This is a genomic window from Humisphaera borealis (assembly GCF_015169395.1).
GTDB classification, from domain to species: domain Bacteria; phylum Planctomycetota; class Phycisphaerae; order Tepidisphaerales; family Tepidisphaeraceae; genus Humisphaera; species Humisphaera borealis.
The window spans coordinates 1,759,275-1,775,849 of record NZ_CP063458.1 but is presented as its reverse complement, the minus strand read 5'-3'; the positions used below and the strand labels follow the sequence as shown (position 1 = coordinate 1,775,849).

The following is a 16,575-nucleotide window of genomic DNA, read 5'->3' as shown; positions in this document are numbered from 1 at the left end:
TTGAGTTCATCGAACGAACGGGTCGTAGTACTTGTTCGTGTGGGCCGAGTTGCGGTCGATGAACTCTGCGTGGCCGTCGGCAAACACCACGTTGCCCTGTCGATCGCCGTTTGAACTGAGACCTACCGCCGCCGTATCGGGCACGAGAGGTGCCCGGTCATGGCGAATTGCCAGCAGGTTGATGCTGCCGGTATCCATGGTGCCCCAACCGTCATCGATCGTGGACTCGTCCTCCTCGTAAACGAGGATCTTGTTGGTCGGATTGACATAACGGGTGATCGGGAACTTGTACGTGGCGCTCTTGAACGGCGACGCGTGGGAGTTCATCACATAGCTGAACGGGTACCCGCCGTACTGCCCGCGTCGGGCACGACCCTCCAAACTCCGATCGGACGGGCAGACCATCATGTCCTTCGGGAAAGGGCGACCGAGGAACTGACCGAGCGCCGAGTCATCCAGCTTCCGTGTGCCCGCGCCGCCCGAGCCGGTACCCGACGTCTCCCAGTGGACCCAATCCTCGACGCGGAACACGTTGTAGGGGGCTCCGGCCGGCATGTAATACTTGTTGGAATTGGCGTAGCCAATAAATGCCATCCCGAGCTGGCGAAGGTTGCTCAGGCACTTCACCTTGTTGCCTTGCTCGCGGGCCCGCGCGAGTGACGGAAGCAGGATGGAGATCAACAGCGCGATAATCCCGATGACCACCAGTAGCTCGACAAGGGTGAACCCGCGTCGACCTGACTTACGCGAACGATCTGTGGCGGTAAGACGGGATGGTTCGAGATGCTTCATGGCGAACTCCGGGGGACAGGGAAGCTTTTGACGTGATTGAGTCTCGGGCCTTAATACGGATCGGCAGACCTGGGAGATCGTTTAACTCGACCTGATTTTGAACAACCTTCAGAGGTGAATACAGCAACTGCCGCTACCTATCTTAAGCGTTAGCGGCTGTGAAAGTCCATGAAAACTGTCGGTTCCACGTCAACCCGCGAACGCGGTATAGTCCTTCGATCGGGTCCGGTGTTCGATTCTCGTGGCCGGCAACCCTGGTGCACTTCTTCCTGAATCGGGAGCGACATGGCGGACAATACAAGTAATCGGCGCGATTTCCTGAAAAACGTGAGCGTTGCGGGCATGGGCGTTGTCGCCATGGGGAGCCTTGCCAGTGGCGCCGATTCGGCGGCACCAGCGACAGGAAAAGTGCCTGCCGCAACGACAAAGCCTTCCCAGCCGACCACCAAGCCCGTGAAGAAGATCGTCAAGACCGCCAAGTCGGACAAGCCGTTGCGGATTGGCGTGATCGGTACGGCCGGCCGCGGAACGGAAGTGGGAAGCACCTTCGCTCAGAACGCCGACGCGGTGGTCACCCATGTCTGCGACGTCGACGAAGGGCACATGAAAGCGGCCGCCAAGGCGATCGGCCAGTATCAGGACACCGAACCCCAGGGCACCGATGACCTTCGCCGAATCCTCGACAACAAGGACATCGACGCCATCATCATTGCCACGCCCGACCACTGGCATGCGCCGGCGGCAATCCTTGGATGTCAGGCGGGTAAACATGTTTATGTAGAAAAGCCTTGCTCCCACAATCCGGCCGAAGGCGAAATGCTCGTCGCAGCTGCGCGGAAGCATGACCGGGTTGTTCAGCACGGCACGCAGCGACGAAGCTGGTCTGGCGTCATGGAAGGCATCGCAAAAGTGCGTGCAGGTGAAATCGGCAAGGTCTATCTGAGCCGTGGGTGGTACATGAACACCCGTCCCGAAACCGGAAAGCGAACGCCGGCGAGCGTTCCGGCGGGACTCAACTGGGACCTGTGGCAGGGGCCCGCGCCGCGTACCGAGTACACGGAGAACGTCGTCCACTACAAGTGGCACTGGTTCTGGCACTGGGGCACCGGAGAACTCGGCAACAACGGCGTGCACGCCCTGGACGTCTGCCGCTGGGGACTGGATGTCGCGTTTCCCAAACGTGTCACCGCCGGCGGCGGCCGCTATCACTTTCAGGACGACCAGGAAACGCCGGACACCCTGTCCGTCACCTACGACTACGGTGACAAGGCCATCTTCTGGGAAGGCCGCAGCTGTCATCCGCGCGGGTTCGAAGGCAACAGTTACGGCATCGCGTTCTACGGCGACAAAGCGACTTTGGTTGTCGACGGGGACGGGTACTATCTGCTCGACCCCAAGGGCAAGCCGATGCTCGATAAGCCAGTTAAAGGAACCAATAGCGGCAACACCCGGCATGTCGACAACTTCGTTCAGACGATTCGCGGCAAGGAGAAGCTGAACTGCGAGATCGAGGAAGGTCACCGAAGTGTCGTCATCTGCCACCTGGGCAATATCGCATACCGCACCGGTCGGACATTGAACTGCGATCCCAAGACCGGAAGAATCGTCGGCGATGAAGCGGCGATGAAGCACTGGTCGCGCGATTACGATGCGAAGTGGGCACCCAAGGTGTGATGCGAGTAAGCGGGATGGACTGCCCGAAAAAGTGCGCGTGGCGACCTGCTAAAGTCCACGCCGAAGATGTCGTCGATCGCCGATCCGTTCGTTGCTGGCACATTGATGCTCGGTTGCCTCCCGCGCGCCGGTACAAGGTCCTTCGGAGTACCTCAGGATGACAGCTGCAAGATTTGACGCCGGTGCGAGAAGTCTGATCCGCCTACAGCAACGCCGCACGTTCCTCGGTCAGGCTGCACGAGGCGTGGGTGCGCTGGCTCTCTCGTCAATCGCCGGGCGCGACGCGCTGGCCGCCGCGACAGGTGCGTCGGCGCCGAAGCTCGACCGGTGGCCCGGCGTGCTGCAGAACCTTCACATCCCCCCGAAAGCCAAGCGGGTGATCTGGCTCTGCATGGCGGGCGGGCCTTCACACCTTGAGACGTTCGACCCCAAGCCAAAGCTCGGCGAACTTCACGGAAAGGACATGCCCGAGTCGTTCACCAAGGGGCAGCCGATCGCGCAACTGCAGGGAAAAAAGCTCACCTGCTTCGGACCTCAGCACCCGTTCAAGCGGTTCGGTAAAGCTGGGATCGAGATCTGCGAATTGTTCCCGCAGCTGGGTTCCGTGATTGATGACATCTGCGTCATCCGGTCGATGCGGACCGAGGCCATCAACCACGATCCGGCCCATACGTTCATCAACACCGGTACGACCATCTCCGGCCGGCCGAGCATGGGATCGTGGATTACCTATGGCCTGGGCTCCCAGGCGGACAACCTGCCCGGCTTCGTCGTGCTGACCAGTGCCGGCCGCGGCGGGCAGATGCAGCCGATCAGCAGCCGGCAGTGGTCTGCGGGATTTCTGCCGAGCCGATTCCAGGGGGTGCACTTTCGCGGACAAGGCGATCCGGTGCTGTACCTAACCCGGCCGCCGGGCGTTACCGAAAGTCGGCAGCGCGATGTCGTATCGGCGGTGCAGAAACTCAACGAGATGCGAAACAGCGTCGTTGACGACCCGGAAGTCGCGACGCGCATCACGCAGTACGAAATGGCTTTCGCGATGCAGGCGAGCGTTCCGGAGCTGATGGATCTTTCGCAGGAGCCGGCGGCGACATTGGAAATGTATGGCACGAAGGGAGCTGACGGCTCGTTCGCTGCCAACTGCCTGCTCGCCCGCAGGCTTGCCGAACGGGGTACACGGTTCATCCAGCTTTATCACCGCGACTGGGATCACCACGGCAACGTCAAGAACGACATCAAGCTCAAGGCCGAGGAAGTGGATCGCCCCTGCGCGGCGCTACTGACGGACCTGAAGCAGCGGGGAATGCTCGACGATACCCTCGTCATCTGGGGCGGCGAATTTGGCCGTACGCCGATGGGCCAGGGCAGCGGTCGCGATCACCACATGAAGGCATTCAGCATGTGGGCCGCGGGCGGCGGCATCAAAGGCGGCATCGTCCACGGCGCGACGGATGAACTCGGCTACAACGCCGCCGAAGACATCTGCGAGGTCCATGACCTGCACGCAACGATGCTGCACCTCCTTGGCGTCGACCATCGCCGGCTGACGGTCAAGTTCCAGGGCCGGGACTTCCGCCTGACCGACGTGCACGGCAAAGTCGTGACGAAGATCCTCGCTTGATCGGCGTCATGCGAATACGCCGTGAGCCTTCGTCGCGACCGGTGCGGCGTCGCGGACCTGCTGGAACCCCTTGATCTTCGGAGAATTCAGCACATCCAGGCTTTCGGTCAACGTCCAGGTTCCGTACGGACTGGAGTAGCTGCGCGCTCCGACCGTGAACCAGTTCGCCAGATTCCCACCCGCCGCATAGAATCTGGTCACGAATCGATTCACCATTTCCTGCATGCGGGCGTCGAGGCTGGCGGTGCGCTTTGCTGCGATGTTGTCCGGGCCAAAGGTGTCAAAGCCGATCTCGTAAGCCAGCAGTTCCAATCCCCACGACTTGGCCAGCGATACGGGCGAGGCAAAGTTAAACGAATCGATCGACTTACTCAGTGACGCAATAACCTCGGCCGCCGTGCTCTGTGGGCGACCGTTTACGTTGGCGTATGGCGCGACGCCGACACCATAGAGGAACTTCTTCGGTTCGCCGTAGAACTGAATGAGGAACTTGAGATGGTTGGTCGTCCGCGACATGGTCGCGATCTGTGCGCCCAGTATCGTTCGCACCCGGGAATTGACCGGATCGGGTTGCCCTGCGTCCAGCCATGCCTGCCGGAAGATGTCCGTGATCTGCTTGGTGCGGCGGGCGTAGTACCGCTCTGCCCAGGCGTAAGCGTTGGGGTTGGTTCCGCCCGGCTTGGTCGTGTCCACCGGCAGGTTGTCGTAATTGAGCTGCGAGGCCCGGCCGGCCGCCTTGTCGGCGAACACCTCGGCAACGGCTTCCTCGCGAAGCCAGTTGGCTTGACTGAACGCGAGGTTCCACGCTTCGTTGGTGTACTCGAGATAGATGTTCAGGTCGGGGTTGAGTTGTGTCCGCAGCAGATTGGCAAGGTTGCGAACGTAATCGTCACTGGCCTTGGCAGGGACGTTTACCCAGATGTTCTTGCCGAGCTGATTGGCGAGCTGGATTGCATACTCCCATGCGATTCCCTTAACGGGCTGTAGTTCCCCGGCACCGGCCGACTTGGCCTGTGTCGCCTGTGATGGCGTATTGCGTTCCGACCAGTTCGCAACGGGATTGTTGTTGGTCTTGGTCCAATCCATCAGCCGGAGGACACCAGGGTTGGTCGTGCGAAGCAGATTCAAATATTTGGCGGTGAAAGTAGGCGCATTAGACAGCGAATAGCCGGGCTGCAGGACACGAATGTTCTTCACCTGGCCGGCAGTGTTTGCGAACGCGAACCCCAGCTTTAGTTTTCCGGCCGGTACGATCACGTTGTAGGTGTGCACGCCGGCCAAGTAGCCCAGCTTTTGAAGCGTAACGCCTGGCGTGGCGGTGACTGTGACGCCGGCCGGCCCGCTGAAACTCATCGGATACGTTCCGGCCTCCGCCGGCACGCCCCATTCAGTGTTGTTCACCACATCAAAAAAGAAGTTCTCGGTCGGCCAGCCGTTGGCGTCGGTGGTCGCGAAGTCGGTCAGTCCGGTCGCGGCGTTGACACGCCCTGAGGCATTGAAGAAGCCTCTCGTGGTCTTCACTAGGTCGACAAACGGCAGATCCTGCACGCGATCAGACATGGCGTTGAGGTTGCCGCCAAGCGGGTTCGATGTCTTGAGCTTTACTGCCGAGTAACGCGCGGTCGTTCCCTCAACTGCCGACGCGATGCCGAGGTAATTGAACGTACCCAGGTTGACCCCGGCGGCCCCAACAAATTGCCAGGTTCCGGCCGCGCCAGTAGACGAGAAATACCCTGCATACTGATTGCCGTCGCGGACTAGCCGCAGATAGACCGGGCCGCTGACGGCGCGCGATCCTGCAGTCAACACCGTGCCGCCGGAGGCACCGGAGTACTCAAGACTTACGCTATTGGCGTCGCGGGTCAGTCCGACGAACGCGCCGCCAACGGTAAGTCCGCCCCGGGCGATGAGGCCGCCCTCACCGGCGGGCGTGAGCGAATCGAGGCGGGCTGTGAGCTCTGCATTCCCCCGAGCCATGCGATAGAGGTAGTGGTAGCTGTCAAGGCTGCCGCCGAAGGAACCTGCGGACGCACCCGCACCCGCAGCTGCCGACATCAAGCCGCCTGCCTGTACTGGTGCGACTGAAGCCGAGAAAGACACGCTGATGGCTGTGCCTGCCTGACCGGTACCGTTGCTGCCGGCGAATGGTGTTACCACCAAGGTATGATTTCCCGCCGACGGCACCCAAGGCGCGAAATCGGGTCCGGTTTCGCCGGCAATCGAGTAGGGTGCAAAACCCTCGGTCCGCACCTTCACGCCGTCGAGTACGAACACCACGCTCTTGACGCCCGAACCGGGCTCGGCAACCACGCTGTAAGTTTTTCCGCTCGAGATATCGAGGGTTGCGCCGCTGGTGAATGCACCGATGACAAGGTCGGTCGACGCGTCCAAGAGCTGTAAGCCGCTAAGCGACGGAAGCGTGACGGGCGGCGGACTGACCGGCGGCACTGTCGGCGGTGAAGAGGCGTCGGCAGCGACCTGGATATAGGTGAAATGCGTCAGGCCACTTGCAGCAGATCCCGTGGCGAGCGTCAGCTTTCCGTCGGCGACATCTACCGCAATGGTTCGGCTCTGGAACGCATTAGCCGGCAACGGCACGTAGTTGAAAAGGCTCACCTTCTCGACGTAGACGTTGTTGTTTGTCGCTGCGCCTGCGTCACCGACGCCAACGGTGACGGTGTACCTGCCGTTAGGTACTGCCAGTTCCCATTTCCCTCCCGATTTCACGCCGATGTTGGTGTCGAGCAGTTGGTTGGCATGGAGCTCGCGATCCACCACGGTATCGGTGTGGCTGATCGTCCAGCCGTAGCTCTGTCCGTTGCGCGCCCCGTAGAGATCCCCGTTGTCGATCAGGTAACCAACGACGGGCGTCGCGGTCGCCGGCTGGAAGTTGATGTTGATACCGGCCGCGGGCGGCGAGACCGGCGGAGGTGATACGGGAGGAGATACGGGCGGCGGAGAAACGGGTGGCGGTGAGACGGGCGGCGACACAGCGCCATTCTTGATGTTGATTCCGCTGGTCGTCGACCCTGAGACCGACCCTGTTCCAGGCCCGATGTGCCCTTCGAGCCAGCCCCCGGAGGAGGCTCCGGTACCCACCCGATACAACTGCGACTTCGGGATGACCTGCTTCGGCGTCGACGCGCTGCTCCAGGAGAGACGGACCGACCCGGTTCCCTCTTCCCGGTACTCAACGGAAATCGGATAGTATTCGCCGGCGGTCAATGCGATCGATCCGGCGACTTCCTGATTGGCATGGGTCGTCCAGTGGTCGATGATCTTCACCCCGTTCAACCAGACGCGGACACCGCCGGCGGATTTGGCGTAGAACGTGTAGTTTTGGCTGAAATCGGCCAACACCTGCCCGGTCCAACGGACGGAGTATCCGTCGGCGGGCAGTCCCGCCGCGGGCGCGCCGGCCCAGTCAAAGTTCACCGTCGCGTCATGACGCGCCAGAGCCAGTGAAGCAAAGCTCTTGTCGGCGAAGTACTCGGCCACCAAGCCCTGCCCCACTCCAGCGAAATACGAGCGCGACTCGAGCCCTTCCATCAGGCTGACACGACCAACGAGTTCGACGGATCGACGATTTGACATTCATTTCTCCAGGGCCTCGTCGACACCGATGGACGAGCCAGAACCAAACATTGCAATCGGTGCGACTCTCGTACCGGCACGGCGAGGTGCCGAGCCGCTCCAACTCCCACTCCACCAAGCCCGCCGTCCGAACGTTCCGGCGGGGCGGGTCCTAGCCGAACACGCCGGCGCTGGGCAGCGCGTCGGGAATGTTTCCAGCCCGCACAGCCTTAAACGCCTGCGCCTTTGGCGAGTTCCAGTCGTTGGGGTTGTTGGTGATGGACCAGGTACCGTACTGATCGTCGTAAGTCTTGGACCCCAGGGTGAAGAAGTGGAAGGTCGAGCCGCCCTGCTGGAAGAACGTCGCCAGGAACCCCTGCATGATGCCTTTCATCTGCGGGTCGGTAGTCGCTTGCTTCTTGGCCTGAATGTTCAGCGGGCCGAATGTGTCATGGCCGCCTTCGTACTCGACCAGTTCCAGGCCGTAGTTACGCACCGCGTTCCAACTGGTCTCAAACCGCTTCTCGCTCGCGTATCGACCGGCACTACCGGCCATCGCGGTAAGTACCTGATCCTTGGTCAGCGTGGTGCTCGGACTGGTCCATTGGCCGTTCACGAATGAGTCATTGTACGGGTACATCTGGAAGTAGACCGCGCCCGCCATGCCGTAGAAGTACTTGCTGGGTGGACCGTAGACGTCGTTGATGTATTTGGCCATCAACTGGTAGCTCGCCGCGACCGACACCTGCGCCGCCATCATTACGCGGACACGCGTATTGATCGGGTCCGGCAGGCCGGCCTGCGTGAAGACTTGTTTGAAGATGTCACCCAGTTCCTTGGCCCGTCGTGCCGTGCGCCGATAGGCCCATGCGAAGGCATTGCCGGCGTACTTGTTCGTCTGGTTCAGGTCGACCGCCAGATTGTCGTAATTGAGATTCGACTGGCCACCGGCGCGAACGGCGTCCTGAACTTCCTTCAGGGCCTGCTCGGCGTTCCAACCGGTGTTGACGAAATTTGTCGCCCACTGTTCGTTGCCCGTTTCGAGATAAATCGCGAGATCCGGGCGGAGGTTATTCTTGACGAGCGTCGCCAACTGACGGACGTAATCGTCATTGGCCCGGGCGGGGACGTTGATGTAAAGGTTCGAACCCAGGATGTTGCACAGCTCGATCGCCGCCTCCCAGGCCACCCCCGCATAAGCCCAGTTCGCCGATGTGGGCGAGCCGCGTTCGGCCCAGGTTGACTGGGTGTTGACGTTGATGTCCACCCAGTCCATGAACCGCAGCGACGCCGGGTTCAGATCCTTCATTTTGGCGAGGTAGCTGTCGGTGTACGTCGGGGTATTGGTGATTCCGTACCCGGGCTGAAGGACGCGGATATCCTTCGCGCCGTTGCCGGTTCCTTTGAATCGGAACCCGAGGGCGCTGGTGCTGCCGACGGTCGCGTACCAGACGTGCTTCTGGGTGGCGGCGTCGAAAGATCCGAACGCCATCGTTACGCCGCCGCCAACTGACGAGACCTGCGTTCCGGCCGGCCCGGTGAAGGTGATCGTGTACTTGCCGACAGGCACGTTGCCGTTGCCCGCGACATAGAACTGGAAGTCGGAAACAGTCGGCCAACCCTGGGCGTCCATCGGTGCCTTGGAGCCGTTGAGGTTCTGGAACCCGCTGGTGAGTTTCATCATATCCACAAACGGACGGTCGTAGCTGTAGTCTGCGACGGCCTGGAGATTGCCTCCGAGTTCGGGCTTGATCGCGATGCCAACATTGCTGAACGTGGCCTGATTGTTGGCGTTGGAGCCGGCGACTGCGATGCCTGCGTGAGAGAAGACGCCCATCTTCACCCCAGCGGTGCCGACAATCTGCCAGGTTCCATCGGCACCGGTGGTCGATACATACCCGGCGAAGAAGTCGCTGTCGCGCTTGATCTTCAGCCAGACGGCACCAGTGGCAGTTTTTGCCGACGAGCTTTGCACGGCGCCGCCCGCCGCCGAACGCCATTGGAGAACGACTTCACCGGCGATCACTGAAACCGACGCAAACGGGGCATCGGAAGCGAGCGAACTGCGGAACATCAGGTCGGCGGCCGTTCCGCTGGTGAGCGACGTGAGTTTGGCGACGATCTCGGCGTCACCTCGCACAACCTTGTAGGCGAACTTGGCTGCGTCAGTAGCCGTGGGATTCGCCCCGGTCGCCGCGAGCACCCGCGCGTTGGACGGGCTGGACACAAGCGAAGGTCCCACCGGTTCGCCGTAGTATGCTGAACCCAACACCGGTGGGGTTGATGCCGTGGACAGGACGCCCGCCGACGAGGGGGCGGCCACGAAGTTCAACTGCACTTCGTAAGAGCCTCCAATCGTGCCGGTGGCAGCAGCACCGCTGTAGGCAACTGCTTTAATCGTGTGAGTACCAAGGGGCGCGTTCCAGGGCAGGAAGTTTGGCGCGGCGTCGCCGCCGATGGCGTAGGGAGCGGTGGTCTCGGTCTTTACCGCAACGCCATCGATCAGAAACTGGACCGACCCGATCGCTCCGCTGGTCGTTGCGTGCAGATTGATCGCCGGCGAGGAAATCGAGATTGTCTGGCCGCTGCTCACCAAGCCGATGGCGGTGTCGGTGTCCGCGTTGACGAGGGTCAAGCCGGTGACACCGAACGTTGGTGTCGGCGGCGGCGGCGGAACGGTCGGAGGAACAGTGGGCGGCACTGTCGGAGGCGTCGTCGGCGGCACTGTTGGAGGCGTCGTCGGGGGGACGACCGGCGGAGAAACGCCCGCGCCGGCGACCTGCAGATAATTCAGCTTCGTGGTTCCGGCCGCCGCCGATCCGATTCCCAGCGTCAGCTTTCCGTCGGCCACTGTGACCGATATCGATTTCGACGTGAACGCATTCGCCGCGAGCTTCTGGTAGTTGAAGAGATTCACCCCTTCAATCCAGACGTTGTTCGTGCTGCTGGCGGTGGCGTCGCCGACGGCGACCTTGACCGTGTACGTTCCGTTGGGAACGGCCAGTTCCCATTTCCCACCTTGCTTCACGGCCAGCACGGTGTCGATTAGCTGATCTGACTTCACATTGCGGTCGAAGACCGAAGTCGTGTGGCTGACATTCCAGCCATAGGACCGACCGTTCCGCGCGCCGTAGGTCAAACCGCCGTCGACGAGATAGCCCGACACCGTCGGCGCCGCCGTCGGTTGGAAGTTGATGTTGACGCCAGTGGGTGGCGGTGGTGGAACCGTTGGGGGAACCGTCGGAGGAACGGTTGGGGGCACTGTCGGCGGAACCGTTGGCGGGACGGTGGGTGGTACTGTTGGCGGCACAGTGGGGGGCACGGTTGGTGGAACGGTCGGAGGAACGGTGGGTGGCACTGTCGGCGGGACGGTGCCGGTCGCACCGGTGCCGATGGTCACGTCGCTGCCGTTTCCATTGACGAATCCACCATCCGGACCGCCGATCGTCGTGCTCGTCCAGTCGCTGACCCAGTTCGTCCCGAGCTGAAACAACTGCTGCTGGGGGACCACCTGCTCCGCCACGCTGCCGCTGCTCCAAAGCAGTTTCGCGACGGCGTCTCCCTGATCCTTGAACTCGATATTGATGTCGTAGTACTGACCGGACGCGAACGTGAACGTGCCGCTGGCGCGTCGCTGCGTGTGGATCGCCGAATCGTCAATCACAGTCGTGGTACCGACGACGACCTTGATGCCGCCGGCCGATTCGGTTGTCAGCGTATAGGTTCCGGCGGTCGCCGCCTTGATCTGACCAGTCCAGCGGGCGCTGAATCCCTCGACCGGGACGCCAGTTCCAGGCGAACCCGAGCCCCAATCGAAATTGACGGTGCTGTCGGTACGGGCCAGGGCCAGATTCTGAAAGTTGCTGTCGCTGTAATAGTTGGCAACGAGACCGCCGCCGATGTCGGCCAGAAGACGTCGGTCTTCCAGATTCTCTGCAATAGCCTGGCGGACCGCAGACGCAGCCCGGGCACGCCGGCTCCTGTCGTTGGTGGCAGTGACGGTTCTGCGGGGGGATTCGGGGCCGACCATCTTGTGTAACTCCCAGGGGCAAGTCGCGGATATCGACGAGCTTCGCGCCGACCGAGAACGCTGTCGCGTCCAAGGGCGACCGGTAAGCTTGTTTTCTGTATGTACTTAAAGAAAAAAGGGGAGGAGTCGCCCGTTCGCTTACTACGCCACAGAAAGCAGGGTGGCCTCCCGCCTCGGCCCCGCGATTGCGGTCCGGTCGGCGAGGCAAATGTATTGGCATATGACGTGTTTCGAAAGAAGTTTCCGCCCCTCCGATGACTTTTTCTTATCGAGCTGATTGACTGGGTCAATTGCGTTGGGACGGATCAAAGTCGCGGGAGATGGTAGGCTGCCAGGCGATCTGCGACTGACCCAGCACCATCCCTGTCGCAAACGCGATGTCAACCTGGGCAATTTGATACTCCGCGACGGCGGCGATTTCGTCCTGTCGGGCGTTTGCAAGCCGCGTCTGGGCGTCGAGCACCTCGGTGCTGGTTCGGCGACCCAGGTCGTACTGACGTTGTTCGCCGTCCAGTACGCGGGCGGCCAGAAGCACCCGCTTTCTCGACGACAGAATCCGCTGCCAAGCCGCTTCCAGCGCATCGACCGCGGTAAAAACCTCCTGCCTGATCTGCAACTGCCGCTGCTCCTTGCTCGCCAGTCGCTGCAGCCGACTGTAGAGGCTACGGCGCAGGCGACTGCGAGCGGCTTCATTGCCGATGGGCACTTCCATCCTGATTGCCGCCCGATGATCCTGGAAGTTCGCCGAGCGAACCTGTGACAGTGCGTCGTTCAACTCCGGTCCGAGACCGTTGATGCCGTAGGTGTATTCGAGCGTTACCAAGGGCAACATGTCGCTGCGCGCGTTGCGGACGTTGGCTGTCTCCTCGGCGATCCGCAGTTCCTCTTCCAAAAGTTCCATGCGCTGGCCCATCGCCGAGCGGGACAGCTGTTCGCTGTCCAGGTTGAATGCAATCGCCATTGGGCGCGTCGCCGGGATGATTTCGGCGGTGGATTCCAATTCAAGACCCGGCGCGTTGAGCAACCTTTTGAGCTCTCGCTGTCGATCGCGCAGGTTCTTCTCCGCGACAATGATGTTTTCGAACTTGTCCGCCGCACCCGATTCGGCTCGCAGCAGATCCACCTCGGGGACGGTCTCCTGCTTGAATTTCCGAGCCGCCGCGTCGTATTGCTTAACCGCCAGTTCGTACTCGCGCTGGCGAAGCTTGAGTTCCTCGCGTGCCGCGTAAAGCCGCCAGTAGACGCGCTCGACGTCGGTCAGCACACGAATGACTTCGAGCTTGGTGCGGGCTTGAGTGGACTGGTACGCGTAGAACGCGACGCGGATACGCTGGGCGTTGTAATCCACCCCAAAGCCTCGCAAGAGGGGCATGGTGATCGTTGCCGCCGGTCCCGCGGTGTACGCCGGGTTGAGGAACGTGAACTGATTGTCGGTCTCGCTGCGGGACAAGGGCGTATCGACGCGAATGCTGCCACCGGTTCGAAGGGGAATCTCCAGCCCGGCGTTGAACTGCCACGTCTCAGACTGCGAGCCGACCAACTGACTTGCCACGGCATTGTCGGTCTTGGCGTAATTCAGACTCGACGTGAAGTTGGCTTCGTACCGCGCTTCTTCTTCGGTCAGCGACTGCTTCGAAATCGTCGGGTTGAGAAGCTCGACCTTCAGATCAAGGTTGTTTTCCATTGCCAGTCGGCGGGCGTCGGCCAGGCTCAGGTATGTGATTGTCGGCGGCGTGGTCGGACGGGTTGTCGGCTGGGTTGAGGGTCCGGTCGAGGGTGCGGTCGCCGATGGAATCGTCTCGGCGACGCTGGTCCGTGTGGCCGGCTCGGTGGCAGGGGTGCGCGGTCTTGAGACCGCCGTGAGGTCCAGGCCGTCGATGTTGCGAAGCTTCTGCTTCGGAACGACGTATTCCCCCGTTCCACCGGTGCCGATGTTACACCCGCCGACGGCAATCAGCAGAAGGGATGAATGCGCCAGGCGTTGCGTGCGCTTGCGAATGTGATTCATAGGTTGCTCAGTTGTCGATGTCGCCGACAGAGAACGGCGAGATGGCCACGGACCTACGCAAGCCCTCTATGGTGAGGTCCGTCTTCGATTCGCAGGCACTACTCATGTCGTAATGCGTCGATGGGGTCCAGCCGAGCCGCCTTGATGGCCGGGAACATGCCGAAGACGACACCGACCAGTGCCGAGAAGCCGAAGCTCAGCCCGATCGCCCAGAGCGGAATCGCCGCGCGATCGAGTTTTGATCCGGGGATGCTCGCCATGAGTGAGGTCAGCCCTTGCCCGCCGAGAACGCCCACCAGGCCGCCCATCAAACAGAGCACGACGGCCTCGACGAGAAACTGGAGCAGGATCGCCCCGGGGCGCGCACCGACTGCTTTCCGCAGGCCGATCTCGCGGGTGCGCTCCGAGACGCTGACCAACATAATGTTCATGATCCCGACGCCGCCTACGAGCAGGGAGATCCCGACAATTCCGCCGGCGACGAGCGTAATCGCCGTCGCGACCGACGTGAATTGCTGTACGAACTTCTCGACGGCATCGACACGAAAGTTGTCGGGTTGGCCGATGCCGATCTTGCGTTTCTTGCGCAGGAAGAACGTGATTTCGGCCCGCGCCTCTTCGGACAACTCAGGCGAGCGACAAGCCGCGATAACGTTGAGGTGATCGCCCCGGCGATAGGCCGTGCTGAAGGGAACGAAACACTCTGATCCGCTGGAGTTTGCCCGGCGGAACATGCTCGATTCGGCCCGTGACTCGACAACGCCCACGATCGTGTACCGCCGTTCGCCGATCAGGATCGACGAACCGATCGGGTCTGGCGGAAGACCGATCTGCTCGCGCATCTTGTCGTTGATCAGGCAGACGGCCCGAGCATTACGATTGTCCGTGTAATCGAAGCGACGCCCCTGAGTAATGGCGCGCTTCTCGATGTCGTGCCAGGATGCGTCGATACCTTGGACATCGACATCAGACTCGGTCTTGTTCCCGAAACTTACCGATCGGGTCAGGCTTGTCTGCCGTGTGATTGCCTTGACCGACGGGCAGAACGCCATCAGGTCATCAAACAGATCGGGCTCAAACCGAAGATCCGACCATCGGATGACCCGGCGATTGCCATCGGGGATTTGTGGATTAATGAAGATCTTGTTGGTGCCAAAGCTCTCAAACTCGGACAACACGTTCTGCTTCAGCCCCGTTAGCGCGGCGATGACGGCGGTTACCGAGGCGACGCCGATCACGATACCGATCGTTGTGAGGATCGCGCGGACCTTGTTGGCCCAGATCTGTCCCAGCGCCAGGAAGGCGCTCTGCCAGAAGAGTGTGAAGATGGCAAAAGGGATGCGGAACAGCATGCGTGACGTCGGATCGAGGCTCGTACCGTCGGTAAGTGGCGATTGTAATCGAGGCGTTTACAAAAGATGTGGCCGCTACCTGCCGTTCCATTCCACCGGCCGATCGAAGTGACCGTCGGTACGGGGCTGGGCAAAGCGTTTGCGGCCCCATGCCAGCCAGCTTGTCTGCAACGCGTCTAAATCGGTGCCCAGTGCCGTAAAAACCTTGTCCACCGGCGTTGCATCCGCGAGGCCGGATGCGATCTTCGGCAGCCAATCGGGATGGGCTTCGATCAGGTATGCCGTCAGGCTCGCCAGCTGAGCATACTGCTGTGTTGTGACGCGCTCGCTCAATACGGACTTGAGCGGACGGAACAGGGCCTGGGGTAAGTCCTGGACGCCCGCGGCGAACAGTCGTGGGTAGGCCCCGTTGTCGAGCGAGTTGGGATACACGCAGAGTTGGATGTAGTTCGCGAGCCCCTCCTGCAACCAGGAGTGTGCGATCGTTCCCGGTGCCAGCCGCAGGTCGCGCCCGACAATGGCATGGGCCGACTCGTGCAGCCAGACTGGACGGTCGTTCCCCAGTTTGGGATCGAAAGTGGTCGTCGCGATGTCCTGCACGGTGTACCCGCCGGACTGCGGCGGCAGGATTCTCGCTCCCCACTGGCTGCCCATGTTCTGCCAGAAGACCGAGTAACCCGGCTGGTCCTTGAAGATCAGCAGCGCCGCAGGAGGGGCTGCGTCGATCGGTCGGACCGCGTCGCCGAAGAGCCGGCGCACCAGCGACCGCGTTCGCTTCATGTTGCCGAGAATCCGCAGCATGTCGGCCTCAGTCAGATCCGCAGCGTCCGTCGCGACGAACAGCCCGTCGCCTTCGGCGGATCGGGCGTCGCGCTCGGCGAACGCGAGTTTTCGCAGCCGGTCCTTTGGGAGCACTGCGTCCGGACCGCGCGGGACCAGTTTGACTTCGTCGAACCAGATCGAACTGAACGACGATTCAATAATGATCTGAACCGAACGGGCTTCATTCCATCCACCGGCGATCTCGCCCCAACGGAAGCGCTCCAGGCTAACGCTCACCGGGTGCCACTGATTGTCTGCCGGAATTGTCACCGGCCGCTGCATGATCTGTCTGCCCGAGCTGTTGCAGAGCCCGATGCGTACGCGTACGTCCTTCTGCGCACCACCGTCGGCCGCCCGGGCGTGGAACGAGATGGCGTCCGTCCTGCCACTGTCGATACCGGCTGTTATCGGCAGACGAAGAGTCGGAGGCACGACGGGTTCGGTTGCGTGGAAGACGATTCTCAGAGATCCGGCCCCGGCGAAGGCGGCGGGATCGCGGCTGACGCGGGCCGATACCAGCTTCGCCTCCGGTAGATCGACATCCGTGTCAAAGGTGGCAATCGCCGCATCGGGTTGGAGGAGGCTGGGAGCGGTGGCAATCGCCACGTCCGCGCGACAGGTGTCAGTCACACCAGCAATGACACACGCCATCAGGAGCAGAAGGTTCGCAATGTGCTTCATGACGGCAGACCTCGATTCGTCT

Annotated in this window: 8 protein-coding genes; 2 read left to right on the top strand and 6 right to left on the bottom strand. The window is 61.6% G+C overall.

Annotated features, from left to right (window positions below; genetic code table 11):
* Positions 1 to 6: 6 nt before the first annotated feature.
* Positions 7 to 792 carry a type II secretion system protein gene (locus tag IPV69_RS06615; RefSeq protein WP_206294133.1) on the bottom strand — a complete coding sequence of 262 codons (786 nt, stop codon included), beginning with the start codon at positions 790 to 792 and terminating at the stop codon, positions 7 to 9.
* A 285-nt stretch (positions 793 to 1,077) separates the two neighbouring features.
* Between IPV69_RS06615 and IPV69_RS06610 the strand changes: the two genes are divergently transcribed.
* Entirely contained in the window at positions 1,078 to 2,466 is a 1,389-nt protein-coding gene (locus IPV69_RS06610) for a Gfo/Idh/MocA family protein (RefSeq protein ID WP_206294132.1), read from the top strand.
* Between the two features lie 157 nt (positions 2,467 to 2,623).
* Positions 2,624 to 4,087: a DUF1501 domain-containing protein gene (locus IPV69_RS06605; RefSeq protein ID WP_206294131.1), complete on the top strand. Its 1,464-nt coding sequence runs from the start codon at positions 2,624 to 2,626 to the stop codon at positions 4,085 to 4,087.
* Positions 4,088 to 4,093: 6 nt separating this feature from the next.
* Here the strand turns inward: IPV69_RS06605 and IPV69_RS06600 are convergent, their stop codons facing one another.
* The 5 genes from IPV69_RS06600 to IPV69_RS06580 all read right to left on the bottom strand — a co-directional run bounded on the left by IPV69_RS06600 (position 4,094) and on the right by IPV69_RS06580 (position 16,553).
* Complete coding sequence (locus IPV69_RS06600) at positions 4,094 to 7,681, bottom strand: PA14 domain-containing protein (RefSeq protein ID WP_206294130.1); 3,588 nt, start codon at positions 7,679 to 7,681, stop codon at positions 4,094 to 4,096.
* Between the two features lie 151 nt (positions 7,682 to 7,832).
* Positions 7,833 to 11,690 carry a PA14 domain-containing protein gene (locus tag IPV69_RS06595; RefSeq protein ID WP_206294129.1) on the bottom strand — a complete coding sequence of 1,286 codons (3,858 nt, stop codon included), beginning with the start codon at positions 11,688 to 11,690 and terminating at the stop codon, positions 7,833 to 7,835.
* 286 nt (positions 11,691 to 11,976) lie between these two features.
* Positions 11,977 to 13,698 carry a TolC family protein gene (locus tag IPV69_RS06590; RefSeq protein ID WP_206294128.1) on the bottom strand — a complete coding sequence of 574 codons (1,722 nt, stop codon included), beginning with the start codon at positions 13,696 to 13,698 and terminating at the stop codon, positions 11,977 to 11,979.
* 98 nt (positions 13,699 to 13,796) lie between these two features.
* A complete protein-coding gene (locus tag IPV69_RS06585; RefSeq protein ID WP_206294127.1) occupies positions 13,797 to 15,050 on the bottom strand; it encodes an ABC transporter permease in 1,254 nt (417 codons plus the stop codon).
* A 75-nt stretch (positions 15,051 to 15,125) separates the two neighbouring features.
* Entirely contained in the window at positions 15,126 to 16,553 is a 1,428-nt protein-coding gene (locus tag IPV69_RS06580; RefSeq protein WP_206294126.1) for a hypothetical protein, read from the bottom strand.
* Positions 16,554 to 16,575: the final 22 nt, after the last annotated feature.